At 62.8% G+C, this 22734-nt stretch carries 17 protein-coding genes and 1 pseudogene; 11 read left to right on the top strand and 7 right to left on the bottom strand.

The window, feature by feature from the left end; genetic code table 11:
• Window positions 1-85: 85 nt before the first annotated feature.
• Window positions 86-1240 (bottom strand): HlyD family secretion protein, encoded by a 1155-nt coding sequence (locus P6U23_RS36385; protein ID WP_407177093.1) that lies wholly within the window; start codon window positions 1238-1240, stop codon window positions 86-88.
• Between the two features lie 143 nt (window positions 1241-1383).
• Here P6U23_RS36385 and P6U23_RS36380 point away from each other — a divergent pair, with 143 nt between their 5' ends.
• A complete protein-coding gene (locus P6U23_RS36380; protein WP_407177092.1) occupies window positions 1384-2295 on the top strand; it encodes a LysR family transcriptional regulator in 912 nt (303 codons plus the stop codon).
• Here the strand turns inward: P6U23_RS36380 and P6U23_RS36375 are convergent.
• Window positions 2286-3377 carry a peptidyl-alpha-hydroxyglycine alpha-amidating lyase family protein gene (locus P6U23_RS36375; RefSeq protein ID WP_407177091.1) on the bottom strand — a complete coding sequence of 364 codons (1092 nt, stop codon included), beginning with the start codon at window positions 3375-3377 and terminating at the stop codon, window positions 2286-2288. The genes P6U23_RS36380 and P6U23_RS36375 overlap by 10 nt on opposite strands.
• Before the next feature lie 164 nt (window positions 3378-3541).
• Between P6U23_RS36375 and P6U23_RS36370 the strand changes: the two genes are divergently transcribed.
• From P6U23_RS36370 to mctP, 3 genes are all read left to right on the top strand, one after another.
• On the top strand, window positions 3542-4534 hold the full coding sequence (locus P6U23_RS36370) for a Bug family tripartite tricarboxylate transporter substrate binding protein (protein WP_407177090.1): 993 nt from the start codon (window positions 3542-3544) through the stop codon (window positions 4532-4534).
• Window positions 4535-4669: 135 nt separating this feature from the next.
• Window positions 4670-4849, top strand: coding sequence for a DUF3311 domain-containing protein (locus P6U23_RS36365; protein ID WP_407177089.1), 180 nt, complete (start codon window positions 4670-4672; stop codon window positions 4847-4849).
• An 11-nt stretch (window positions 4850-4860) separates the two neighbouring features.
• A complete protein-coding gene (gene mctP / locus P6U23_RS36360; protein WP_407177088.1) occupies window positions 4861-6360 on the top strand; it encodes a monocarboxylate uptake permease MctP in 1500 nt (499 codons plus the stop codon).
• 6 nt (window positions 6361-6366) lie between these two features.
• Here the strand turns inward: mctP and P6U23_RS36355 are convergent.
• Together P6U23_RS36355 and P6U23_RS36350 are read right to left on the bottom strand one after the other, a co-directional pair.
• Window positions 6367-7314: pseudogene (locus P6U23_RS36355) on the bottom strand (IS630 family transposase).
• A gap of 103 nt (window positions 7315-7417) precedes the next feature.
• A complete protein-coding gene (locus P6U23_RS36350; RefSeq protein ID WP_407177087.1) occupies window positions 7418-10840 on the bottom strand; it encodes an indolepyruvate ferredoxin oxidoreductase family protein in 3423 nt (1140 codons plus the stop codon).
• Window positions 10841-10996: 156 nt separating this feature from the next.
• Here P6U23_RS36350 and P6U23_RS36345 point away from each other — a divergent pair, with 156 nt between their 5' ends.
• Window positions 10997-11473, top strand: coding sequence for an Lrp/AsnC family transcriptional regulator (locus P6U23_RS36345; protein WP_407177086.1), 477 nt, complete (start codon window positions 10997-10999; stop codon window positions 11471-11473).
• A gap of 1298 nt (window positions 11474-12771) precedes the next feature.
• The gene (locus P6U23_RS36340; protein WP_407177085.1) at window positions 12772-13299 is read left to right on the top strand and encodes a hypothetical protein; all 528 of its coding nucleotides are present in this window, start codon (window positions 12772-12774) and stop codon (window positions 13297-13299) included.
• A gap of 97 nt (window positions 13300-13396) precedes the next feature.
• Here the strand turns inward: P6U23_RS36340 and P6U23_RS36335 are convergent, their stop codons facing one another.
• Window positions 13397-13615, bottom strand: a complete 219-nt coding sequence (locus P6U23_RS36335) for a PRC-barrel domain containing protein (RefSeq protein ID WP_407181706.1) — start codon at window positions 13613-13615, stop codon at window positions 13397-13399.
• Window positions 13616-13978: 363 nt separating this feature from the next.
• Here P6U23_RS36335 and P6U23_RS36330 point away from each other — a divergent pair, with 363 nt between their 5' ends.
• Window positions 13979-14239, top strand: a complete 261-nt coding sequence (locus P6U23_RS36330; protein ID WP_407177084.1) for a hypothetical protein — start codon at window positions 13979-13981, stop codon at window positions 14237-14239.
• Window positions 14240-14745: 506 nt separating this feature from the next.
• Here P6U23_RS36330 and P6U23_RS36325 read toward each other — a convergent pair.
• Both P6U23_RS36325 and P6U23_RS36320 read right to left on the bottom strand, forming a co-directional pair.
• Window positions 14746-16113, bottom strand: coding sequence for an LLM class flavin-dependent oxidoreductase (locus tag P6U23_RS36325; protein WP_407177083.1), 1368 nt, complete (start codon window positions 16111-16113; stop codon window positions 14746-14748).
• A gap of 142 nt (window positions 16114-16255) precedes the next feature.
• Window positions 16256-16729 carry a cupin domain-containing protein gene (locus tag P6U23_RS36320; protein WP_407177082.1) on the bottom strand — a complete coding sequence of 158 codons (474 nt, stop codon included), beginning with the start codon at window positions 16727-16729 and terminating at the stop codon, window positions 16256-16258.
• Between the two features lie 205 nt (window positions 16730-16934).
• Between P6U23_RS36320 and P6U23_RS36315 the strand changes: the two genes are divergently transcribed.
• The 4 genes from P6U23_RS36315 to P6U23_RS36300 all read left to right on the top strand — a co-directional run bounded on the left by P6U23_RS36315 (window position 16935) and on the right by P6U23_RS36300 (window position 22648).
• Window positions 16935-17537 carry a DUF1080 domain-containing protein gene (locus tag P6U23_RS36315; RefSeq protein ID WP_407177081.1) on the top strand — a complete coding sequence of 201 codons (603 nt, stop codon included), beginning with the start codon at window positions 16935-16937 and terminating at the stop codon, window positions 17535-17537.
• Between the two features lie 521 nt (window positions 17538-18058).
• Entirely contained in the window at window positions 18059-19216 is a 1158-nt protein-coding gene (locus tag P6U23_RS36310) for a glycosyltransferase (protein WP_407177080.1), read from the top strand.
• A gap of 25 nt (window positions 19217-19241) precedes the next feature.
• Window positions 19242-21494 (top strand): GumC family protein, encoded by a 2253-nt coding sequence (locus P6U23_RS36305; RefSeq protein WP_407177079.1) that lies wholly within the window; start codon window positions 19242-19244, stop codon window positions 21492-21494.
• Window positions 21491-22648 (top strand): glycosyltransferase, encoded by a 1158-nt coding sequence (locus P6U23_RS36300; protein ID WP_407177078.1) that lies wholly within the window; start codon window positions 21491-21493, stop codon window positions 22646-22648. Before P6U23_RS36305 ends, P6U23_RS36300 begins: the two co-directional genes overlap by 4 nt.
• Window positions 22649-22734: the final 86 nt, after the last annotated feature.

The raw sequence follows: 22734 nt of genomic DNA, 5'->3' as shown, positions 1-22734 counted from the left end.
GCATTGAAGCAGGGAGTTCGATAATTGGAGGAAAGCGCGAAGGACTATCCGGCGGGACTTGAAGATCTCGACCCTCGCGCACCCGCTAGCTGCCGTGGCGGACGGAGACGGGATTTGCGGCAAGCTGGCTATGCCGCTCGCGCTCGGCGAGCACGGTCGCCTTGGTGTCGACGGTCGGCTCGGCCGACATGCCGGGGCGCAACAATCCGGTCAGGCTGTGATCATCGAGCACGATCTTCACGGGCACGCGCTGCACGACCTTGGTGAAATTGCCGGTGGCGTTGTCGGGCGGCAGCAGCGCGAATTCGAGACCGCTCGCGGGTGACAGGCTGTCGACATGACCACGCAGCTTGTGGCCGGGGAAGCTGTCGATCCGCAGCTCAACGGGCTGGCCGTCGCGCACGTAGGTGAGCTGGGTTTCCTTGAAATTCGCCACTACATAGACCGCGTCGAGCGGCACGACCGCCATCAACTGGGTTCCCGCCTGCACATATTGGCCGACGCGCAACGAGCGCGCGCCGACAGTGCCGTCGACCGGCGCGGTAATCCGCGTGTAGGAGAGATTGAGCGCCGCCTGCTGCTCCACCGCGCGGGCGTGGGCAAGCTGCGCGACCGCCTTGGCGCGTTCGGTCGACAGCACTTCGAGCTTCTTGTTGGCCGCGGTCAGCGCGGCCTTGCCCTGCTGCAATTGCGCAGCACTGGCGCGCAACGCGGCGTCGGTCTGCTGCGCGCGTTGCACCGTGCCGGCGCCGGTCTTCATCAGGTCGTCGTAACGCGTGCGCTCCTGCTCGGCGAACTTCAGATTGGCGTCGGCGGCTTCGACCTCGGCCGTCTGCTGCTGAATGATCGGTTGTTGCAACTCGATCTGCGCATCGAGGTTGCGCACGGCGGCCTCAGACGCCGCAACATCCGCCTGCGCCTGGTCCAGCGCGGCCTTGAAGTCGCGGTCGTCGATACGGGCAAGGAGTTGGCCGGCCTTCACCGGTTCATTATCGGAGACCGCAACCCGCGCGATATAGCCGGACACCTTCGGCGCCACGATCGTCGAATCGGCTTTGACATAGGCGTCGTCGGTCGTCTCCAGATAGCGGCCGGTGGTGAGATAGCCATAACCGAGGTCGGCCGCGGCGGCGGTACCGAGCGTCAATGCCAGGATCAGGCCAGTCCGCTTGATCGCCGACCGGGACAGGCGAAGGCGGGTTTTCCCTTTTCCTTCAGAGACATAAGAAACGGCCGACATGACACCCTCCAAAACCCTTCGGACAACGGCCTAAGGACTGGCCGCTGTCTCACGGCGAGCAAGATGCAATGTTCTCTCCGGTCTGATAATCTCCTAAAAACTGGAAGCATTATCCAGCAGAAGAATACAATCAGAGAACACCGATGGACCGGCTCACGAGCCTCACCACCTTCGTCGGGGTTGTCGACAGCGGCGGATTTTCGGCGGCCGGACGCAAACTGAACATGTCGACCACCATGGTGAGCAATCACGTGCAGGCGCTGGAGGAGCGCCTCGGCGTGCGGCTGCTCAACCGCACCACGCGCAAAGTGAGCCTGACCGAAGTCGGCCGCGCTTATTACGACCGTGCCACGCAAATCCTAGCCGACCTCGAACAGGCCGACGATATCGCCAGCGCCCTGCAATCGACGCCGCGCGGCACACTGCGCGTGCATAGCGCAACCCACATGGTGCCCTTCATCGCGCCTGTTATCGGCGAGTTTCTCGCGACCTATCCGGAAGTGAAGGTTGATCTTCGCATGGGCGAGTCCAACGTCGATTTGATCGAAGAGGGTGTCGATGTCGCGCTGCGGATGACGCCCCCGCCCGATTCGAGCCTGATCGTGCGCAATCTCGCCACGTGGCGGCATGTGCTCTGCTGCTCCCACGGCTATCTCGAAAAGCACAATAGGCCGGAACAATTGTCCGACCTCGCCAGGCACAACTGCATTCGCCACCTGATGTATCCTTTTGGCGACGAGTGGCAGTTCGCGGACCGCAAGGGCGCGCCGGCAAAGGTGCGGGTGGCGGGCAGCCTTGTCACCAATAGCGGCGAAGCCTTGCGGATCGTCGCGCTGCAGGGCGTCGGCATTTGCCTTGCGGCGGGCTTTCTCGTGCACGACGACCTCGAGGCAGGTCGTCTGGTTCGGCTCTTGCCGGAATATCGACCGGTGGAGCTTTCGATGAGCGCGGTTTACCCGCACCGGCATCATCTGTCGGCGAAGGTGAGAACCTTCATCGACATGCTGGTGCACCACTCGGCCGAGCAGCAGAAGTTGATCAATCCCTATTCGTGAGTGTCGTTAGGCGATGGCTTCAAGATCAGCTTCTGCACCCGCCAGTTCAGCAGCTCCGCGACGTAGAGCACATTCTCCGATGGACATGCCATCGCGTGAATCCAGCCGAACTGCTTGAGTTGTTTGCCGGACTGGCCGAGCACGCCGAGCACCTTGCCGTCGAGAGAAAGCTTGTAGATACGGCCGGGCCAGGCATCGGAAGAATACAGCACCTGGTTCGGCGGCGGCGTGATGCAAATGGCCCACGGCGAGCCCGGCGCGAACGTGCCGCCTGCGATCATGGCTTCATCGGGTATCTTGCCGATGGCTGGTCTGGCGTCCGATGGCACCGGCATGTCGATGGTGATCTGGCGGAGGAATTTTCCCTCACCATCGAACACCTGGATGCGCCGATTGCCGCGATCGGCGACATAGACATTGCCCTGGGCGTCGGTTGCTATCGAGTGCGGCGTATTGAACTGGCCGGGCTCCTTGCCGCGATCGCCCCAGGACTTCAGCCAGTTGCCATCCTTGTCGACCTTGGCGACGCGAGAATTGATGTAACCGTCGCTGATGAAGGTATCGCCGTCCCTGTCGAAGGCGACGTCGGTGACTTGCCGAAATCGGCCGTCCTCGGCGGGCAGAGGCGGCTTGGGATGCTTGAGCGGTCCGGTCTCTTCGTCGGAGGCCTCCTGCTTGCGGCCGAACACCATCAGGACCCGGCCGTCGGGATCGAATTTGATCACCATGTCCGAGCCCTTGTCGGTGACCCAGATGTTGTCGGCGGGATCGACTTTCACGGTGTGGGCGAACGACCAGGCATAAAGGTTCTTGCCGATCTCGCCGATGAAATCGCCATTGGCATCGAACTCGAGGAGCTGCGCCGCAGCCGCCGCGTAAGCCGGCCCTGACGTGTTGCCGCGCGAGAGCACGAAAACATGGCCTTTGGAATTGACGGCGACGCCTGAAGCTTCGCCGAAATACACGTTGCGTGGCAGGTGAAGCGGATTGGGGACGGAATCGAAGCCTATGCTTGGGACCGGTTGCTGCGCGAGCGCGGGCGACGCGATCAGCAGCAACAGGCCGAACAGTCCGCGTTTCATGCATTCCTCCCCGGTCGTTTTGTTTGCTTCTTAGATGCGAGGCGGATGCTAGTCTCATCCAAGTCCGAACGTCCACGGAGAATGGCGCGCGGGCGTTCTTCGTCGGATGCATGGCGGAGAACGGAAGGGTCAAGGAAGCGTGCGCTTTCAGGGAGGAAGATCCCATGGGCTTGCCAAGCAAGGAGCGGCTGAGCCGGTGTCTGTTCGCGTTCGCAGCATGTGTGTCGGTGAGCTTGCTGTCGAACGGTTTTGCGGGCGCATCCTATCCTGAGCGGATCATCAAGATCGTGGTGCCGTTCGCACCGGGCGGCGGTACGGACGTGATCGCACGCGCGCTGGCGCAGGAGATGGAGAAGGACCTCGGGCAGTCGGTCATCATCGAAAACAAGCCAGGTGCAGGCACCATCATCGGTACCCAGACAGTGGCGACCAGCGAAGCCGATGGCTACACGCTGTTGATGGGCACGTTCGCCAATGCGGTGAATCCGAGCCTTTACGCCAAGTTGCCCTACGACCCGCACAAGGACGTCGTGCCCGTCGCGCTGGTCGCGCGCTCCTACAACATCGTTGTCGTCAACGCGAAATCGGAGATCAAATCGATCCCGGATCTCATCGCCGCGGCCAAGGCCGCGCCCGAGCAACTGTCCTACGGGACCTACGGCACCGGCACGTCCGCGCACCTTGCCGGCGAGCTGTTCAAGTCGCTCGCCAAGGTCGATCTGACCACCGTGCCCTATAAGGGCGCCGCGCCGGCGATCACGGATTTGCTCGGCGGCCAGATCCAGGTGATGTTCACAACGGTTGCGAGCGCGGCACCGCTGATCGAGGCCGGACAGTTGCGCGCGCTGGCGGTGACGTCGGCGGACCGCTCGCCGGCCTTTCCCAATCTCCCAACCATCTCCGAAGCCGGCGTCCGCGGCTATGTCGCGGAGAGCTGGTATGGCCTGTTCGCGCCCTCGGGGACGCCGCGCGAGGTTGTCGATCGGTTGAACAAATCGGCTGCCAAGGCGGTGCAATCGGAAGCGTTCAAGAAGCTCAGCGTCAGCGAAGGCCTCGTCCTGGTCGCGCGTCCGCCGGACGAACTCGATCGCTATGTTCGTGACCAGGAGCAGCACTGGCGTCACGTGATCGAGCAGGCCGGCATCAAGATCGAATAGCGGGCGCAGCTCGGCCGGTCGCTTGATCACATTTTCGGCATTGCACGTTGCAATATAATTCATTTGCCTCTAATCCGCCGCCCAGTTCGTTGGATGAGAGAGGCCGGAGAAGCCGGCTCGTTGCTGAGATCGCTGATGTGGACGTTGTTGCTGCTGCCGTTTGTCGGTCTGTTGTGGGTGCCCTTCTACAATTTCAAAGACCCTGCGCTGTTCGGTTTTCCCTTCTTTTATTGGTATCAGCTCGCCTGGGTGCCGATTACCTCGGTTCTGATCTGGCTGGTTTATCGCAGCCGTCCGCATGACGAAGCTCGCTGAGGGGAGCCGTCATGCCCGTTGAGCTCGAGTGGGTCGCACTCTCCGTTTTCATTTTCTTCTTCGTGCTCGTCACGGTGATGGGCTTTCTGGCGGCGCGCTGGAAGTCCGGTCCGGTGAATGCGGATCTTGACGAATGGGGTCTGGGCGGCCGGCAATTCGGCACCTGGATCACCTGGTTTTTGGTCGGCGGCGATTTCTACACGGCGTATACCGTGATCGCGGTTCCCGCCCTGGTCTATGCGGTCGGCGCCTACGGCTTCTTCGCGCTGCCTTACACCATCATCGTCTATCCCTTCGTCTTCGCGGTCATGCCGCTGTTGTGGAAGGCCGCGCATGCCAAGGGCTACGTCACCGCGGCCGATGTCGTACACGGGACCTACAATTCGCGCGCCCTCGAGCTTGCCGTCGCCGTCACCGGCATCGTCGCGACCATGCCCTATATCGCGCTGCAATTGGTCGGCATGGGCGCCGTCATCAAGGCCATGGGGCTTTCTGGCGAACTGCCGATCGTCGCGGCCTTCATCATCCTCGCGCTCTACACCTACAGCTCCGGCCTGCGCGCGCCGGCCCTGATCGCCTTCGTCAAGGATACCATGATCTATATCGTGGTGCTGGTGGCGGTCGTCATCGTGCCGGCGAAGCTCGGTGGTTATGGCGCGGTGTTTGCCGCCGCCGGCGATGCCTTTGCCGTGAAGGGCGGCGCCACTGGCCTGATCCTGAAGGACTCGCAGATGCTGGCCTATGCCACGCTGGCGCTCGGTTCGGCCTTTGCCGCCTTCATGTACCCGCACACCTTGACCGGCGTGTTCGCTTCCAAGTCCGCCGATACCATCCGCAAGAATGCGATCCTGCTGCCGGCCTATACGCTGCTGCTCGGCCTGATCGCGCTGCTCGGCTACATGGCCCATGCCGCCCACATCCAGGTCGCCTCGCCCAACGACGTGGTGCCGATGCTTTTCAAGACGCTGTTCCCGTCCTGGTTTGCTGGCTTCGCTTTTTCCGCCATCGCCATTGGCGCCTTGGTGCCGGCGGCGGTGATGAGCATCGGTGCCGCCAACCTGTTCACGCGCAACGTCTGGAAGACCTATCTCGATCCGACCATCAGTCATGCCGGCGAGGCCTCGGTCGCCAAGATCACCTCGCTGATCGTCAAGGTCGGGGCGCTGGCCTTCACGCTGTTCCTGCCGGTGCAGTATGCGCTCGATCTGCAACTGCTCGGCGGCTTGTGGATCCTCCAGACATTTCCTGCGCTGGTCTTCGGCATCTATACCCGCTGGTTCCGCGCGGAAAGCCTGCTGATCGGCTGGGCTGCCGGCATTGCATGGGGCTCGTGGACGGCCTGGAGCAATGGCCTGAAGCCACTTGCGAGCGTCAGCCTCGGCGGGGCGACCTACACGTTCTATGTCGGCCTCGGCGCGCTGATCCTCAACATCGTCGTTGCGGTGATCGCGACCGCGCTGTTGGCGTGGATTTCGCCCGCGACCGATCGCAGAGTGGCGGTTCGTTCCTAGAGCGTTTCACGTTTTGATAGAAGCGTATCCGGCGTTTTCGAAGTAGTTGCTGCATTCGTTGGGCTGGATGGTTGTGATGAGGCTGCCGATATGGCGGCAAATGTCGTCGATGGTGCGCTTCTGGGCGGCGCGCATCCAGTGCTTGATCTTGGCGAAGGCCTGTTCGATCGGATTGAGGTCGGGGAGTATGGCGGCAGGTACCAGAGCCTCGCGCCGGCGGCTTTGATCAAGCGGCGCAGGACCGCCGACTTGTGACTGCCGAGATTGTCCATGATGACGATGTCGCCGGGCTGAAGCTGCGGAACGAGAACCTGCTGGACATAGGCGCGGAAGCATTCGCCGTTGATTGGGCCGTCGAACAGGCACGGTGCGGTGAGGCGGTCGCAGCGCAAGGCGCCAAGGAATGTCAGCGTCCGCCAATGGCCATGTGGCGTGAAGCTCCGCACCCGCTCGCCTTTTGGCCCCCATCCGCGCAGTGGGGCCATGTTGGTCTTAATCCAGGTCTCGTCGATAAAGACCAGGCGTCGGGGATCGAGGTTGGCCTGCCATGAACGCCAGCGCTGGCGTCTACTCGCGACGTCTGAGCGAGCTCGCTCGAGGGCGAGCAGCGTTTTTTTTGAACCGCAGCCCTTCGCGACGCAGAAACAGCCAAACCGCATTGTGGGAAACCTTGATCCCGCGCGCCGCCAGTTCGTCCTTTAGGGCGTGAAGCGTCACATGCGGCGTCTGACTGATCCGTTCCTTGATGAAGGCGCGATGCGGCTCAAGGACGGGTTTGCGATGGCCCCCCATCTTCCCGGGCGCTACCGAGCCGGTCGCGCGATAACGTTGCGACCACTTCACCACGGACGACACCGCAACGCCAAACCTCGCTGCGACCGAACGACAGCTCTCACCCTTCGCAACCGCCGCAACAACACGCTTACGCAGGTCATTGGAAATTGGTCGAACCATCGGATGCTGGCCTCCAGTCCCAGCCAGCATCTTGAATCACATTCGCCCCAAATCCGGAATCCCTCCCGATTCAATTAAGCTGTGAACCGCTCTAGGGCGGCAGTCACGCGAGGCGCTCCGTCAATCGCGCCACGTCCGCCTTCACCTTGGGGATGGCGGCCTCCTTCACGGGACCGTAGCCGCGGATTTCCAGCGGCGCTCTGGCGACTGCGACGAGATCAGGAAGCTTGGCAAGCGAGAGCTGGCCAAGCATGGCTTCGATCTGCCGCTCGTACCAGGCGATCAATTCCCGCTCGGCGCGCCGCTCAGCCGTATAGCCGAACACGTCTAACGGGGTGCCGCGAAGGAATTTCAGGCGCGCGAGCAGCTTGAGCGGAAGCTGCATCCAAGGGCCAAAGGCGCGCTTGCGTGGCCGCCCGCGCGCATCCTTTTCTGCAGGCAGGAAGGGGGGCGCGAGATGATACCTGATCTTGAAATCGCCCTCGAACTCGTTCCGCAACGCGTCCAGGAAGCCGCTCTCCATGTGCAGGCGCGCGACTTCGTATTCATCCTTGTAGGCCATCAGCTTGAATAGCGAGCGCGCAACGGCATCGGTTAAAGCTTCGCTGCCCAGCTCACGCTCGGCGCGGCGGATTCGTGCGACGATTGCCTCGTACCGAGCGGCATAGGCGCGGTCTTGGTATTGCGCGAGGAATGCGCTGCGCCGTCCGATGACCTCGTCGAGGGTCTCGGGAGTGGAGTTTGCGCGGCGTACGGCGTTGGGGAGAAAATCGGGATCGCTTCGGGCAATGCGGCCCCAGGCAAAAGCCTGCTTGTTGCGCGCAACCGCAACGTCGTTGAGCTCGATCGCACGCAGCAGCGCGGACAGCGAGACCGGAACAAGCCCGTCCTGCCAGGCAAAGCCGAGCATCAGCATGTTGGCATAGACGGAGTCGCCGAGCAGTTCCTCGGCAAGCGCATTGGCGTCGAGCGTCTTCAGGTTGCCTGTTCCGACGACGCTTTCGATCGCGCCAAGCCGCGTCGCGCTCGCCAAGTCCGCATCACGATAGCGCACCACATCGCCGGTCGGCATCTCCGCGGTATTGACCGCGGCGCGCATGCCCTTGCGGTAAGTGCCGGACGCTTTTGCCGACGAACTCACCACGAGATCGCACCCGATCAGGGCATCGGCGGCGCCCTGGTCGATCCGCACGTGATGCAGTTGGTCCGGCGTCGCCGCGAGGCGCAGATAGCTCAGCACGGGTCCGAACTTCTGCGCAAAGCCGGTGAAGTCGAGCACGGAGATGCCGCGGCCTTGAAGATGCGCCGCCATGGCGATGAGCGCGCCCACCGTGATGACGCCGGTGCCGCCGACCCCGGTCACCAGGAGATCATAGGGCTTCTGAAGATTTTGCGGCGCCGGTAAGGGCAGCGTGGCCGCGCGCGCGAGCGGATCGAGATCGGACGCTGTTTTTGCCCGGCGCTTGCCGCCTTCGATCGTGACAAAGCTCGGGCAGAAGCCGTTGAGGCAGGAAAAATCCTTGTTGCAGGTGGAGAGATTGATCTTCCGTTTGCGGCCGAATGGCGTTTCCTTGGGCTCGACGCTGAGACAGTTCGATTCCACCGAGCAGTCGCCGCAGCCCTCGCAGACGAGCTCGTTGATGTAGACGAAGCGGGCCGGGTCTGCCATCTGGCCACGCTTGCGCCGGCGGCGCTTTTCGGTGGCGCAGGTCTGCTCATAGATCAGCACGCTGACGCCGGAGATCTCGCGCAGCTCGCGCTGCACGGCATCCAGCTCCTCGCGCGGATGGATGGTCACGCCGGGCGGAAAATCCTTCGCTTCGAACTTGGCCGGATCATCCGAGACCAGCGCGATGCGCGATACGCCCTCGGCGCGGACGCTGTGAGCGATGGCATGAACGCTGATCGGACCGTCGACGGGCTGCCCGCCGGTCATGGCCACCGCGTCGTTAAAGAGAATCTTGTAGGTGATGTTCGCGCCGGCCGCGATCGCCTGGCGGATCGCCATCGAGCCGGAATGGTAATAGGTGCCTTCGCCGAGATTCTGGAAGATGTGCCTGTGGCCGGTAAATTTCGAGGATGCCGCCCAGTTGACCCCTTCGCCGCCCATCTGGATCAGCGACGACGTCTCACGATCCATCCAGCTCGCCATGAAGTGGCAGCCGATGCCGGCCAGCGCCTTCGAGCCTTCGGGCACTTTCGTCGATGTGTTGTGCGGACAGCCGGAACAGAAATAGGGCGTGCGCGTCGCGCCTTGCACCGTGATGACGCGCTGCGGCTCGGGCGTCAGCGCAGCGACGCGGCGCGCGAGCTGCAGCTCGGGGAAGATCGGATCGAGCCGGCGTGCCAGTACGTCCGCCAGCGCGCGCGGTGACAATTCGCCGATCCAGGATATCAGCCGCGCGCCGGTCTCGTCGTGCTTGCCGACCATGCGCTCGGCCTTTGCGCCCGGATAGTCGTAAAAATATTCCTTGAACTGGCTTTCGATGATGCCGCGCTTTTCCTCGACCACGAGGATCTCGCGCTTGTCGGTGACGAAGGCCATCGCGTCATGCAGCGCGAGCGGCCACACCATGCCGACCTTATAGATGTCGATACCAAAGCGGCGGCACGCCGCCTCATCCAGGCCGATCAGCCGCATCGCTTCCATCAGGTCGAGATGAGCCTTGCCTGTCGTGACGATGCCGTAGCTCGCGTCCGCAATGTCGTAGATGCGCCGATCGATCGGATTGGCTTTCGCAAACGCGTAGACCGCGTGCTTCTTCGCCTCCAGCCGCTCCTCGATCTGCGGCCCCGGCAGATCGGGCCAGCGATAGTGTAAGCCGCCGGGTGGCGGCGTGAAATCAGGCTTTTCGAACAGGCGCGGCGGACGCAGCTCGATCGAGGCGCCGGATTCCACGATCTCGGAGATCGCCTTGAAGCCGACCCACATGCCGGAGAAGCGGCTGAGCGCATAACCATATTCGCCGAAGGCGAGATATTCGGCGACGCTCGCCGGATGCAGCGTCGGCATGAACCAGCTCATGAAGGCGACATCGGACTGATGCGGCATCGAGGATGACACGCAACCATGATCGTCGCCGGCCACCACCAGCACGCCGCCATGGGGCGAGGAGCCGTAGGCATTGCCATGCTTCAGCGCATCGCCGGATCGATCGACGCCGGGCCCCTTGCCGTACCAGAGGCCGAACACGCCAGCTACCCGCCGGTCGGCTTGCGTCTCGACCTGCTGCGAGCCCAGCACCGCTGTTGCGGCGAGATCTTCATTCACGGCCGGCAGGAACTCGATGCGATGCGTCTTCAGTTGATCCGTGATACGCCAGAGCTCGAGATCGATGCCGCCGAGCGGCGAGCCGCGATAGCCGGAGACAAAGCCTGCGGTGTTGTGTCCGGCCGCGCGGTCGCGCCGCGCCTGGTCCAGCACGATCCGCACGATCGCCTGTGTGCCGGTCAGGAACACGCGGCCGACTTCGCGGTCGTAGCGATCGGAGAGCTGATAGAGGTCGAGAGAGAGTCTGTCGTCCATGGCCGACCTCCGACATCAATTGCGTCGAATGGTCCAACGCTAATCCTTGGATGCTGGCAGATCTTACCTATTCGTTGCTCCTCGTTGGCCCCAATTCGGTACAATTTTGCATGTTGGGCTCAAATTTGGTAGAATTTGCCGAAACGGAGCCGTTTCGTGGTTGAAGAGCAAGATCAGCGGATTCTCGCCGAACTGCAGAAGGACGGCCGCGCCACCAATCAGCAACTCGCCGATGCCGTGGGCATGTCCACATCCGCCTGCTGGCGGCGCGTGCGGGCGCTGGAGGAGGCCGGTGTGATCCGTGGCTACTCCGCACTGATCGACCGCGAGCAGGCGGGCTTTGCGACCTCCGCGATCCTGCACGTCTCGCTGGAGCGGCACGATGCAAAATTCGTCGACGAGTTCGTCGCGCAGGTGAGCCGGCGCAGCGAGGTCCTGGAGTGCTTTGCGACGACGGGTGATGCTGACTATCATTTGCGCGTCGTCGTGCGGGACATGAAGGCGTACAACGATTTCCTCGACACGTTCATGTTTCGCCTGCCCGGTATCCGCTATGTGCGCACCAACATGATCCTGAAGGAGATCAAGACCGGCGTCGCGCTGCCGTTCGAGACCAAGATGAAACGAAAGTGAGACGAGCAAGTCCCTTCTCGTCATCCTGGCGAAAGCCAGGATACATACCGCGGAATCTACCGGTAAGGCTCGCCCGTTAGACGTTGATCTTCGCAATAACTTTGGCCTGTGGTTATCGGTCCCGGATCGGCGCTCGCTGTCACTCGCCTGTCCGGGACGACGCGGGGGTGGTGACGGATTCGATTTTTAGACAGCGAAGAGGATGTGAAGCCGCGTTCTCGCGGCGCGTTGCGCCCGAGTTGTGCCGAGAACGTTGCCCTCTCGAATGCAGAGGGCGCAGGGAAGGCCGGGTGACCGCTGCACCCGGGGCCCCCGCGCAAAAGAAATTGCGCGAGCGCGCGTTGACCACAGGTACAGGCGGAGACACTCCGACCTTCCCTGCGCAGTGGCTTACGGCTTACTTCGCGCTCTCCTCGGTGAACCGGGCTTTCTTGCCACCGTCATCTCGCGAGCCCCTTTGGAGTGCCAGCGAAACTTAGCGCCAGCATCGGGGCGCCAGGACCACACGACTTCGCCGTCCGCGAAAGATGCCGCTCGTCAGACAGCACCATCGCGTCCACCGCATCCCGCCTCAACGTCCGTGACGACGCGTACGCCCCTCATCGAGGCGGGATGCGAAGAGGATGCGACTGATTTGGGTGAAGCGCAAAGCGAATTATTTTTGCGACAAGATCTGGACGAGCCAAATCAGCTTGAACGGCTTTGCGAAATTCGATTTTCGGCGCACGCGATGTCGAGGGCCTGAAATCGATCCGATGAACTGAGCGTCGATAAAACTGAACCGATTCGCCCGACGAGCAATCGGCCGGCCAACGCAGCGTCATCCCGATGATTGTCCGTTCACGCGCTGCAGATCCAGCCGCACGTTTCGAGATAACGACGCCGTGAAGCGCAGCCACGTCTTGATTGCAAATACGCGACCGGTCGCGCCGATTGGTTACGGTTGCAACATTCACTCGATGTTGATGCCGGAGTCGGCGACTATATGGTTTGACCAGGCGACAACAACGAAACGTCACCGTGGAAGAGCCCTCGGATGAAACCCTGGTGGGAAGGTTACGTAACAGTCGACGACGGCGGTAACACGCCCACGCTGCTGGGCGCGAGCAGCGCCCCGGCGAAAGCGGCGTCTCCGTCCTCCGCGTGCGGTTTGCGAGGGGGGCCATCATGGGGCGCTGCTGCAACAGCACTTTGTCAAATTTCAAATGAATCCTCGGGTTCGCCTCGACTGCGAGCTGTCGTCACAGGATTCTCGCGGCGACGTCTCAGTCGAATCGTTTGCGATCCATCCTGCTGATATGTCGTGTGCTGTCGACGTCAAGGAAGCCTTCGATGTGCTGATGATCGCAATTCATCCGAGCCGGCTCGCATTCGCGGCTGCCGAGAGTTGGAAGGTCGGAGCGCAATTAAGGGAGCGCTTGTCCGGCTACGACGAAGCGCTCTTCGACCTTGCGCGCGTTTTGGCGCTGGAAGGTGCTGCCGGCTATCCGAACGGGCCGCATTACTGGAATGAGGTTGCCAACACCTTCATTGATGGCCTGGTGGCTCGCCATACATCGGGGACTGCGAGCGGGCCGCGCGGCATGCTCGGCAAAGCGACCCTCGCTCGAATCAAGGACTACATTCTCAGCCATCTCGATGATCCCATCGAAATCGCCGCACTGGCCGAGATCGCGGGGCGCAGTCCATTCCATTTCTGCCGCGTGTTCAGCCGGTCGGTAGGTATGAAGTGGATGCGCACCCACCCTCCGGCATCATTGCGAGCGCAAGCGAAGCAATTCAGAGTTCTCAGCGGATGCAGTTGCGCGTTCACGCAGCCGATCTAAATCGTCCAACATGCGAGGCGTTGCGGAAAATGCCATCTTGCGTTTCTTAGGCAACCGCCGCGTTTTTCATCGGTGAACTTCAGGTCGTGAGGGGCCATCAGCTTCGGATGAACTTCACGGTCGAAATCGGCCATTGGCCGTCATGCCCGCTGATCGATATACGAAGCCCGTGCACGTCATCCAGGTAGATGTGATCGATCGCTCCAGCCTTGCCGTCGGTCATCACGACCACTCTGCCGACCAATTCCTCCTCGGCGGCATGCAATTCGCGGAGGATGTTTATGGCTCGTTTCTCGCCAGTGCTCGACTCGCTCATGCGCGTGGGAATAGTCGAGGGAGCCGAATGTTCCAGCATGCGGAATGCAACCTGGTGGTGCGACTGCAGCTCGCTAACGCTTCGATCAACTTCACGTAAGGCCCAGATCACTGCAGCGAGACCCAGTCGTTGGCAATCGCAAGATGAACGGCATTCACATAGGCTAATGCGCGCCAAGTCTCTTTGAAGATGATCGGATGGCGCTGTATGGAGGCGGTCTTAGCTGCGCCCCCTTTAAGCTAGGCCATATCCGCGCACACGGCATCCAGGCGACGCGGCCTGTGATGCCGAGGCGTCTACTCCTCACGTTTCAAAGCGAAGAATGCAGTGGCGCCACATTCAATAGGACGGAGATCTCCCGCAATGCCCTATGACATGCCTGACGATGGGCCAATCGAGGCTCGGTTTCGCGAACAACTGCGCGTGCTCGCCTCGTTGCTCGACGAATGGTTCAACGGCAGGTCACGTGGCTACGATCGCAAGTTCGGGTTCGTGCTCTTGGTCTTTCCGATCGGTGGAGCGGTCCGCCGCTGCAACTACATCTCGAACAGCGCGAACCGGCGCGAGATCATTACTCTGCTCAAAGAGCAGATCGCGGATTTGGAGGCTGCCGGGCGTGCGTGATCGACGGCATCGCGCGCGCTGACGATCACCCACGCAATATTCTATTCTGCGCTCTGCCGATACCAGCTCTCAAGCGCTCGTCGGGGCATCAAGCTCAGCCGGTCTTCTAGCTTGTTTCGATCGAAGGAGGGTAACATGGCGAATTTGGATCTGAGGGACCAATGTCCGTTTTGTCATGGACCATTCGGGATCATCTGGCTGAAATTCCGGTTTCGTGGCGTTACATCGATCTCGACCTGCCCGAATTGTGCTTGCGCCGCGATCACGGAACCGCAGCGACTGAGACGCCGAGCAGAGCCCGGCCATCGTCCGCCAATTCGGCGTGACCTCGGCGCCCCGGTAGCCGCAATCATCGCAGACGAGCCTATGTTTGGTCTGCGATAGCCGAACGTCATGGTCCACGGATCGGCGCCAAGCCTCAACGGCGGCTGCTTGAGAGCTGCGCTGGGGCAAAGCTGAAGGACATGAAGGCGGAGTTCGCCCGCTCGACGGCAGTTGGGGCAATGCTATTCCGCCGCGACGCGCGGCTGCGTCTTCCAGGCGCCGGCAGCGGGCCGCGGCAGCCCCAGACTTTCGCGCAAGGTCTTGCCGGCATAGTCCTGGTGAAACAGGCCGCGGCGCTGCAATTCCGGCACGACGTGTCGGACGAAATCGGCGTAAGAGCCCGGCACGTAAGTGGCGGCGATGACGAAGCCGTCGCAGCCGCGGTTCACGAACATCTCTTCCAGTTTGTCGGCGATCTCCTTCGGCCCGCCGACGATCACGTCCTGGGTCTGGCCGCGGCCGGAAAACGCGATGAAATCGCGCGTGGTCGGGTTGGCCTTGCCTGATGTCCGCAGCACGCCATCGCGGATGCCGAGCATGCCCTGCATGCCCGCAAGCTCCTCCGATGTCAGCGGCTCGTCCATGCCCTTGGCGGCGAAATCGAAGTTCAAGCCCTCCGCCAGCAGCGACAGTGCATCGATCTGAAGCGGCAGCTTCTCGATCAGCGCCATCTTGTCCTCGGCCTCGGACTTGGTCGCGCCGCACACCGGCGTGGTCAGGTTGCAGAGGAGCATCTGGTCGGGATCGCGGCCCGATTTGGCGGCTTCGTTGCGGATCGCGTCATAGCCCTGCTTGGCGCTGGCGAGATTGCGTGCCGCGGTGAAGATCACTTCACCCCAGCGGCCGGCAAAGCGCTGGCCGCGGCCGGACGCGCCGGCCTGGATGACGACAGGGTGACCCTGCGGCGAGCGCGGCACGGTGAACGGCCCGCGCGACTTGAAGAAGCGCCCGTCATGGTCGAGCCGCTTGACCTTGGTCGGATCGGCGAAACGGCCGCTTGCCTTGTCGATGATCAGCGCGCCGTCCTCCCAACTATCCCAGTGACCGAGCACCACCTCCATGAACTCATCGGCGCGGTCATAGCGCAGATCATGCGCAAGATGCGTTTCCTTGCCCATGTTGAGCGCTTCGCCGTCATTGACCGAGGTGACGACGTTCCAGGCCGCGCGGCCGCCGGTCATGAGGTCGAGCGTGGCAAAGCGGCGTGCCACGTCGAACGGCTCGAAATAGGTGGTGGAGCAGGTCGAGGCAAGGCCGAGCTTGTCGGTGACCATGCCCATCGTGGTCAGCACGATGAGCGGATCCATCTTCACGCAGCGGATGCCGTATTCGACGGTGTGGGCGTGATCGTTGCCGTAGCGGTCCGGCATTGCCAGCCGGTCGTCGAAGAAGGCCATGTGGAATTTGCCGGCTTCGAGAATGCGGGCGATTTCCTGGTAGTAGTCCGCCGACATCGAATCGTCGCGCGAATCCGGATGCCGCCATGAGCACGGCAGGTTGGTACAATTCTGCGCCTGCAGGAAGCCGACCATCGCCATTTGCCGTGTCATGCTGCTCTCCTCCGTCAGGCGAGATCGAGTTCATTCGAGCGCCGCCGGGCCGGCGCGACCGCGCGCACGTTCCAGGCAGGGTCCTCGATCTCGATGCTGCTGCTTGTGCCGCCGCCGCCGAGGGCGGCGAGCGTGAAGCGCGCTATTTCTCCTCCGCCACCGAGGTCGCTGTCGCGGGGCCTTCGCCCATGATCAGCAGAACGGTGTCCTCGTCCTTGGCGCCATCCCAATGCACCTGTTTGCCGTAATGGGTGACGAAGCTGCCGGCGGGCATCGGCACGGTGCCGTGCTCGGGATCGAATTTGGCGCCCGATCCCACCCACCAGGTGCCCTGCAGCACGGCGATGTAACGGTCGTTCGGGTGGAAGTGCGGGCGGCTGAAATGATTGCCCTTGGTCCACTTGGTGTAGACGATGTAGAAGCCGGGCTTCGAGGGATCGCCGACCACGACCGCATTTTGCGCGCCCCGCGCATCGACGGGCCCCCAGGGAATCTGGTCGGGCAACTTGTAGACGACTGCGGCGGGATTGAGTTCGGCGGCAGAGCCGATACTCAACATCGCGGCGAACGAGAGCGGGAGCGCGAAAAAACGCAAAAGACGTTTGCTGGTGTGCATGGCGTTTCCCCTACGAGTTCTCTTGCGCCGGAATGGCCGGCGGATTGTGCCCGCATGCTAGCCCCTCGCATTCGTGTCGTGCAAGCCGAGGGGCATGCGCCGGCGGGCTGCTCAGCGTGCATTTGCAGCATGAGAAATCCATTTACCGCGCCGGCGGTGATGCTAGGTTGCGCCGCCAACAACACACAAGGGGAGGCTCTCGCTCATGAAACGCTTTTCGATGCTCGCTGCGGTCTTGCTGGTCGGCGCCGCGACAGTCCCATTCACAAAAATGGCGTCGGGCCAAGAAGGCGGCTGGGTCACGCTGCTCGATGCAAACAACAAGGGTGAGTGGAACGAGGTCGGTAAGGCCAATTGGACGATGAAGGACGGCGCGCTGACCGCCGACAAGCTCGAGGGCAAGGACCTCTCCTATCTGGTCAGCAAAAATTCGTACAAGGATTTCCAGATCAGAGCTGAATTCTGGGTTGACGAGGAAGCCAACAGCGGCGTGTTCCTTCGCTGCGAGCAGCCCGACAAGATCGATTCGAAGACCTGCTACGAGGTGAATGTTTTCGACAAGCGGCCCGACCCGACCTACGGCACCGGCGCGATCGTCGATGTCGCCAAGGTCGATCCGATGCCGAAGGCTGCCGGCAAGTGGAATACCTATGAGATCACCGCACAGGGCCCGCATCTCGTCGTCGTGCTGAATGGCCAGAAAACGGCCGACGTGCAGGACTCAAAACATCTGAACGCCGGACCGTTCGCGTTGCAATACGGCTCCGGCGTGGTGAAATTCCGTAAGGTCCAGATCAAGCCGCTGTAAGGCGACGGAGCATGGCCGAAAGGCTCGGCGCGTCAGCGCGCGAGCCTTTCGGCAGCCTGGTTTCAGGCTGTCGCGGATGCTCCTCGTTGGAAGGCGAGCGCGCCGTTCCAATGTTGATGAGCGCGCGACCAAAGAAGATTCGGCGACCGGACAGATCGGATCGCCCGTTCGGTGCGGCCTTAATGCGTTCGGCGCAGTGGCGCAGCGCTTTTCCGCAGGTGGCACAACCGCGAATTAACCCTGCTGGCCTCGCGCAAGACACTATTAACCAAGCAACTTTATCATCGTCCGAGGCTGGGAAGGCCTTGGACTGCAGCGCTTTTCGCCTTGCGTTGAGGCTCAGGTCCCCTCGGCCCACGCGCTCCCACATTCGCAACCGACGCCGCCGATTGGTTACCGGACAGGCCTAAGATTCTGCGATCGAATCCAGGGTACGTTAACTAGGAATTTAGGATTGAGTTGTGCGTACCCATGGGTCCCTTAAGGCTTTTATTAAATTGCCCCGAAAATCAGGGACCGGAATGCGCGTTGCTGTTGTTCATGATTGGCTCTACGTCATCGGCGGAGCCGAGCAAGTTTTGCGTGAGATTTTGCAGTGCTATCCAGGCGCGGATGTCTTCACGCTGTTCGATCTGCTGAGGCCGGAGGACCGCAAGAAGCTCGGCTTTGAGAAGTCGCACACGAGCTTTCTGCAGAAGATGCCGATGCTCGGCAAGCATCATCGTAAGTACCTGCCCTTGATGCCGCTCGCGATCGAGCAATTTGATTTGTCCGGTTATGATTTGGTGATTTCCTCGAGCTGCGCGGTGGCGCGCGGCGTGCTCACGGGTCCTGACCAGCTCCATGTGTCCTACGTGCACTCGCCGATGCGATATGCCTGGGACCTGCAGCACGTGTATTTGAAGGAAAGCGGCTATGATGCCGGCGTCAAAAGCCTGATCGCGCGCACCATCCTGCATCGCATGCGGATGTGGGACGTGCGGACCGCGCACGGCCCGGATGCGATCTTCACCAATTCGCAATTCGTCGCGCGGCGCGTCAAGAAGATCTATGGCCGCGACGCGCGGGTGATCTACCCGCCCGTGAACCTTTCAAATCGTGACGCGATTCTCCCGGTCAGCGATCACTTTCTCGCGGCCTCGAGGCTCGTGCCTTACAAGCGGATCGAGCCGATCATTCGCGCCTTCAACATGATGCCGGATCTGAAACTCGTGGTGGCCGGCGATGGGCCCGAGGCCGAGCGCTTGAAGAAGCTGGCGGGCCCCAATGTGACCTTCACGGGCTTCGTCTCGGACAAGCGCCTGCGCGATCTGATGGCGAGCGCGCGGGCGTTCGTCTTCGCCGCGGAAGAGGATTTCGGTATCATACCGGTCGAAGCCCAGTCGGAGGGCGCCCCGGTGCTGGCCTTGGGGCGTGGGGGCGTGCGCGAGTCGGTGCTGGGAACCGGCCCCCATCCGACAGGCATGTTCTTTGACGCTCCCGATCCGCAGTCGATCGCCGATTGCGTCCGTTCCTTCGTCGCAAGCGAACACGGCATCTCGCGCTTGGACTGCCGGCAGCGCGCCGCTCTCTTTTCGGCGGAGCGTTTCCGTAGGCAGTTCGTCTCCGCCGTCAATGAGGAATTGGCGCAGTTCCAGGCGAACGGTCAGGGCCGTGCGCCGTCCCGATTGATCGCATAGACCGCACGCTGTCGAGAACGAGAAGATGAGGCACGCGCACATAACGGAAGCCTTATCCGGCCTGGACGCTTTCAACAGGTTGTGGCGCCGCAGGCGCGTGTTCTCGGCTGTCTTTCTTGCGACGATCGGCGCGGCCATCGTCGCGCTCGTCGTCTTGCCGGTGCGCTATCTCGCCACGGCCTCCGTCATCGTCGCGGAGCAGGAGCCTGGCGTGCGCAACATCTCGCCGGCCTGGGCGCAGAAGATCGGCGATCCGGCGGACCTCGAAAGCCAGCTCCTGGTCATCCGCTCGCCGCGCCTGCTGCGGCAGGTGATGAACGCGCCCGGGGTCGTTCCCGCCGTGGTCGAGGAATGCGAGCATGGCTCGCTGTTGGGCTCTGCCGGGCAGTGCCAGAAGCTGTCGTCGGACGCAGCGAGCTTCATCGACTATATCGGAGGCCATTACGGTGTGGCTTCTGCCGGCCGTTCGCGCGTCATCAACATCTCCTATCAGTCTCCGCTTCCTGACGTCGCCCAGCGGCTTGCGAATGCGTTGACGACGGCCTTCCTGGAGGATCAGCGCAATGAGGGCGCCAACAGCCGCGAAGTCGCGACCTCCTGGTTATGGCAGGAGCTCAAGCAGCTCGATGGCCAGCTCCGGGAGGCCGACGAGAAGATTCAGCAGTTCCGCCGCAACAAGGGGCTGATGCGCGGCGCCAACGCGCCGATCGCCTCGGAACGCCTGACCAGCATCGGCCAGCAGCTCGCGGCCGCGGAGGCGGCGCGCGCGGAGGCCTTGGCGCGTTTGAAGGAGATCAAGTCCGAACAGGCCCGAGGGCCGACTGACGCGCCTTCGGTGCTCTCGAGCCGCACGATGGCGGACCTGAAGCAGCAACTGACGACCGTGAGCGCGCAACTCGCCAGCGCGACCGCTGTGCTGGGGCCCAGGCATCCGTCGATCCTGGCGCTCACCCATGAGCAGGCGCTGATCCAGCAGCGCATGGCCGACGAGATGCAGAACATCGCGGCGAGCGCCCAGAAAACGTTCGATGCCAGCGATGCGCTGGTGACCTCGCTGAAAAAGGAGATGGACGCCGCGAAGGCGCAAGCCGGCTCCGCCACCCTCGACGAGGCGTCGATCGAAAGCATGGTGCGCGACGCCGAGATCAAGCGGCAGCAATATGCCGATCTCTACAAGAAGGCGAGCGAGCTGGAGACCGAGCGACGCGTGCTCCTCGGCAGCACGCGCCTCGTCAGCATGGCGGAGCTGCCGAACAAGCCGTTCTTTCCGAAGAAGATCCCGTTCCTGGCCGCCGGTGCGACGCTGGCGCTGATCCTCGGCATCGCCGCGGCGCTGCTCGCCGATCAGCTTTATCCGCCGCCGCAGAATGGCGAACTTGCGGCCGCGCCGGTCGCGCGCGAAGAGACTACGACGGCGCTGGCGAGGGTCGCATCCTCCGTGCGAGAATTGAGAAAGCTCACGGCTGCCGCGGCCGCGCCGGCTGCAGGTGGATCACTGCTCGCGATGATCGCGGGCGTGCCGATCCTTGCTCGCGTTCCCAAGCTGAGCAAGCCGCGGCCGGTATCTGCGATAGGCGCCATCCTGCAGAACCATCTTCAGCCGACGGTTGCGGATATGTTGCGACTGGCCGAGGCGGATGCCGGCTTTCAGCAGGCGCTTGAGCAGCTCGCGCATGAGCTTTGCATCGATGACGAGAAGCCCGGGCGGCGGATCGCGGTGACCTCTCTCGCGGATGGCGAGGGCAAGTCGTTAACCACATTGGCGCTGGCGCGGCATCTTGCCGCCGCCGACCATCGCGTTCTTGCCGTAGAATGCGATCTGCTCAAGCCCGCCTTTGCGCAGGCGCTTGCGATCAATGGTGGTGTTGGATTGGCGGGAGTCGTGGCCGGCTCAATTTCTGTTCGCGATGCTGTCGTTCAGACGGCCGACCCGAATCTTGACGTGCTGGCCGCCGGCGGCGGCTCCGCCAAGACCATGGATCTGCTGTGGCGCAAGAAGCTCGCCGAACTGCTCTCCGGGGTCGACGGCTATGATGTCGTGTTGATCGACAGCGCGCTGCCGCCCCGCAAATCCCGCTATTTTGCCGGCGTGGATAACGTGCTCCTCTGCATGCGCGGCGATGGCTCGCTGATGGGGCGCAGCGCATCGGCGGTGGCGGCAGCGAAAGCGCACGGTGCGGCAAACGTCGCGATCGCGGTCACCATGGTGGAGCCCCAGCGCAGTGCCGCGCCCGAGCCCCGGCCGGTCCCAGTCGAAGCATATGCCAGGGCAGGGTGATGTCGGCCGAACGCGTGCTGTTCGTGGACCACACCGGGCAGATCGGCGGCGCCGAACTGATCCTGCTCGACGTCGTTGAAGGCCGAGAGCGGTCTTCGGCCTTCCTGTTCGAGCAAGGTCCTCTCAGCAAGGCGCTCGCCGACAAGCAGCTCAAGCTCATCACATCGAAATGGGGGCAGGGCCTGTCGCAATTTCGCCGCGACAGCTCCTGGCTGACGGCGCTTCCGCTGGCAGGCCGGCTTGCCGCAATCATCGTCGAGATCGCGCGGGCGTCGCGGACCCACGACATCGTCTACGCCAATTCGCAGAAGGCCTTCGTGCTTGCGGCGATCGCCAACATGCTGGTGAGGCGCCCCCTGATCTGGCATTTGCACGACATCATCAGCCCCGAGCATTTCGGCGCCGTGCAGCGGCGGGTGCAGGTTGCGCTTGCCAACGCACGCGCCACCAAGGTGATCGTACCCTCGCAGGCTGCGGCGGCCGCTTTCATGGCAGCGGGCGGCCGACGCGATCTGGTCGAAATCGTGCCGAACGGGCTCGCGTTGCCGCCCGAGCCGAGATCGCGGAGCGAGCTCAGACAGGCGCTCGGCCTGCCGGCGGGGCCTCTGGTCGGCGTGTTCAGCCGGCTCGCCCCGTGGAAAGGGCAGCATGTGCTGATCGAGGCGCTCGCCACGTTGCCGAACGTCGGCTGCATCATCGTCGGTGACGCGCTGTTCGGCGAGCAGGCCTACGCGGCGGAGCTAAAGCAGACGGTGCTCGAGCGCGGCCTGGCCGACCGGGTGCGTTTCCTCGGTCACCGGCGCGACGTGCCGACGCTGATGAAGGCCGTGGACGCGATGGTGCATCCGTCCATCGATCCCGAGCCGTTCGGGCGGACACTGGTCGAAGCGATGCTCGCCGGCGTGCCAGTGATCGCAACCGATGCCGGCGCCGCCCCGGATATTCTGGACGGCGGCAGGGCGGGGACTTTGGTGCCGCCCAATGATCCCCAGGCGCTGGCCAAGGCGATCGCCTCCGTCCTCGCGCAGCCCGATGCACTCAGCGGTCAATTGGAGTATGCGTCCGGCCGCGCCCGCGCGCAGTACGGCGTCACGCGCATGCTCGACGCGATCGGGCTGGTGATCCGCAAGCTGCAGGCGGGAGCGACGGCGTGAGCGTTCACCAGCCGTCGATGCGTCGTTTCAGCGCCGTCGGCCTTCTGATGCCGAGAGTGGCACTTTTGGCGCTAAGCCGTGTCCGC

The organism is Bradyrhizobium sp. STM 3562 (genome assembly GCF_045571435.1).
GTDB lineage: Bacteria > Pseudomonadota > Alphaproteobacteria > Rhizobiales > Xanthobacteraceae > Bradyrhizobium.
The sequence above is the reverse complement of the archived record's forward strand: the minus strand, read 5'-3'. Positions and strand labels throughout refer to the sequence as shown.

Excerpts from the sequence above, each read along its gene's own strand:
- P6U23_RS36385 (WP_407177093.1), bottom strand. The coding sequence starts at position 1,240 with ATGTCGGCCGTTTCTTATGTCTCTGAAGGAAAAGGGAAAACCCGCCTT.
- P6U23_RS36380 (WP_407177092.1), top strand. The coding sequence starts at position 1,384 with ATGGACCGGCTCACGAGCCTCACCACCTTCGTCGGGGTTGTCGACAGC.
- P6U23_RS36375 (WP_407177091.1), bottom strand. The coding sequence starts at position 3,377 with ATGAAACGCGGACTGTTCGGCCTGTTGCTGCTGATCGCGTCGCCCGCG.
- P6U23_RS36370 (WP_407177090.1), top strand. The coding sequence starts at position 3,542 with ATGGGCTTGCCAAGCAAGGAGCGGCTGAGCCGGTGTCTGTTCGCGTTC.
- P6U23_RS36365 (WP_407177089.1), top strand. The coding sequence starts at position 4,670 with ATGTGGACGTTGTTGCTGCTGCCGTTTGTCGGTCTGTTGTGGGTGCCC.
- mctP (WP_407177088.1), top strand. The coding sequence starts at position 4,861 with ATGCCCGTTGAGCTCGAGTGGGTCGCACTCTCCGTTTTCATTTTCTTC.
- P6U23_RS36350 (WP_407177087.1), bottom strand. The coding sequence starts at position 10,840 with ATGGACGACAGACTCTCTCTCGACCTCTATCAGCTCTCCGATCGCTAC.
- P6U23_RS36340 (WP_407177085.1), top strand. The coding sequence starts at position 12,772 with ATGTCGTGTGCTGTCGACGTCAAGGAAGCCTTCGATGTGCTGATGATC.
- P6U23_RS36335 (WP_407181706.1), bottom strand. The coding sequence starts at position 13,615 with ATGAGCGAGTCGAGCACTGGCGAGAAACGAGCCATAAACATCCTCCGC.
- P6U23_RS36330 (WP_407177084.1), top strand. The coding sequence starts at position 13,979 with ATGCCCTATGACATGCCTGACGATGGGCCAATCGAGGCTCGGTTTCGC.
- P6U23_RS36325 (WP_407177083.1), bottom strand. The coding sequence starts at position 16,113 with ATGACACGGCAAATGGCGATGGTCGGCTTCCTGCAGGCGCAGAATTGT.
- P6U23_RS36320 (WP_407177082.1), bottom strand. The coding sequence starts at position 16,729 with ATGCACACCAGCAAACGTCTTTTGCGTTTTTTCGCGCTCCCGCTCTCG.
- P6U23_RS36315 (WP_407177081.1), top strand. The coding sequence starts at position 16,935 with ATGAAACGCTTTTCGATGCTCGCTGCGGTCTTGCTGGTCGGCGCCGCG.
- P6U23_RS36310 (WP_407177080.1), top strand. The coding sequence starts at position 18,059 with ATGCGCGTTGCTGTTGTTCATGATTGGCTCTACGTCATCGGCGGAGCC.
- P6U23_RS36305 (WP_407177079.1), top strand. The coding sequence starts at position 19,242 with ATGAGGCACGCGCACATAACGGAAGCCTTATCCGGCCTGGACGCTTTC.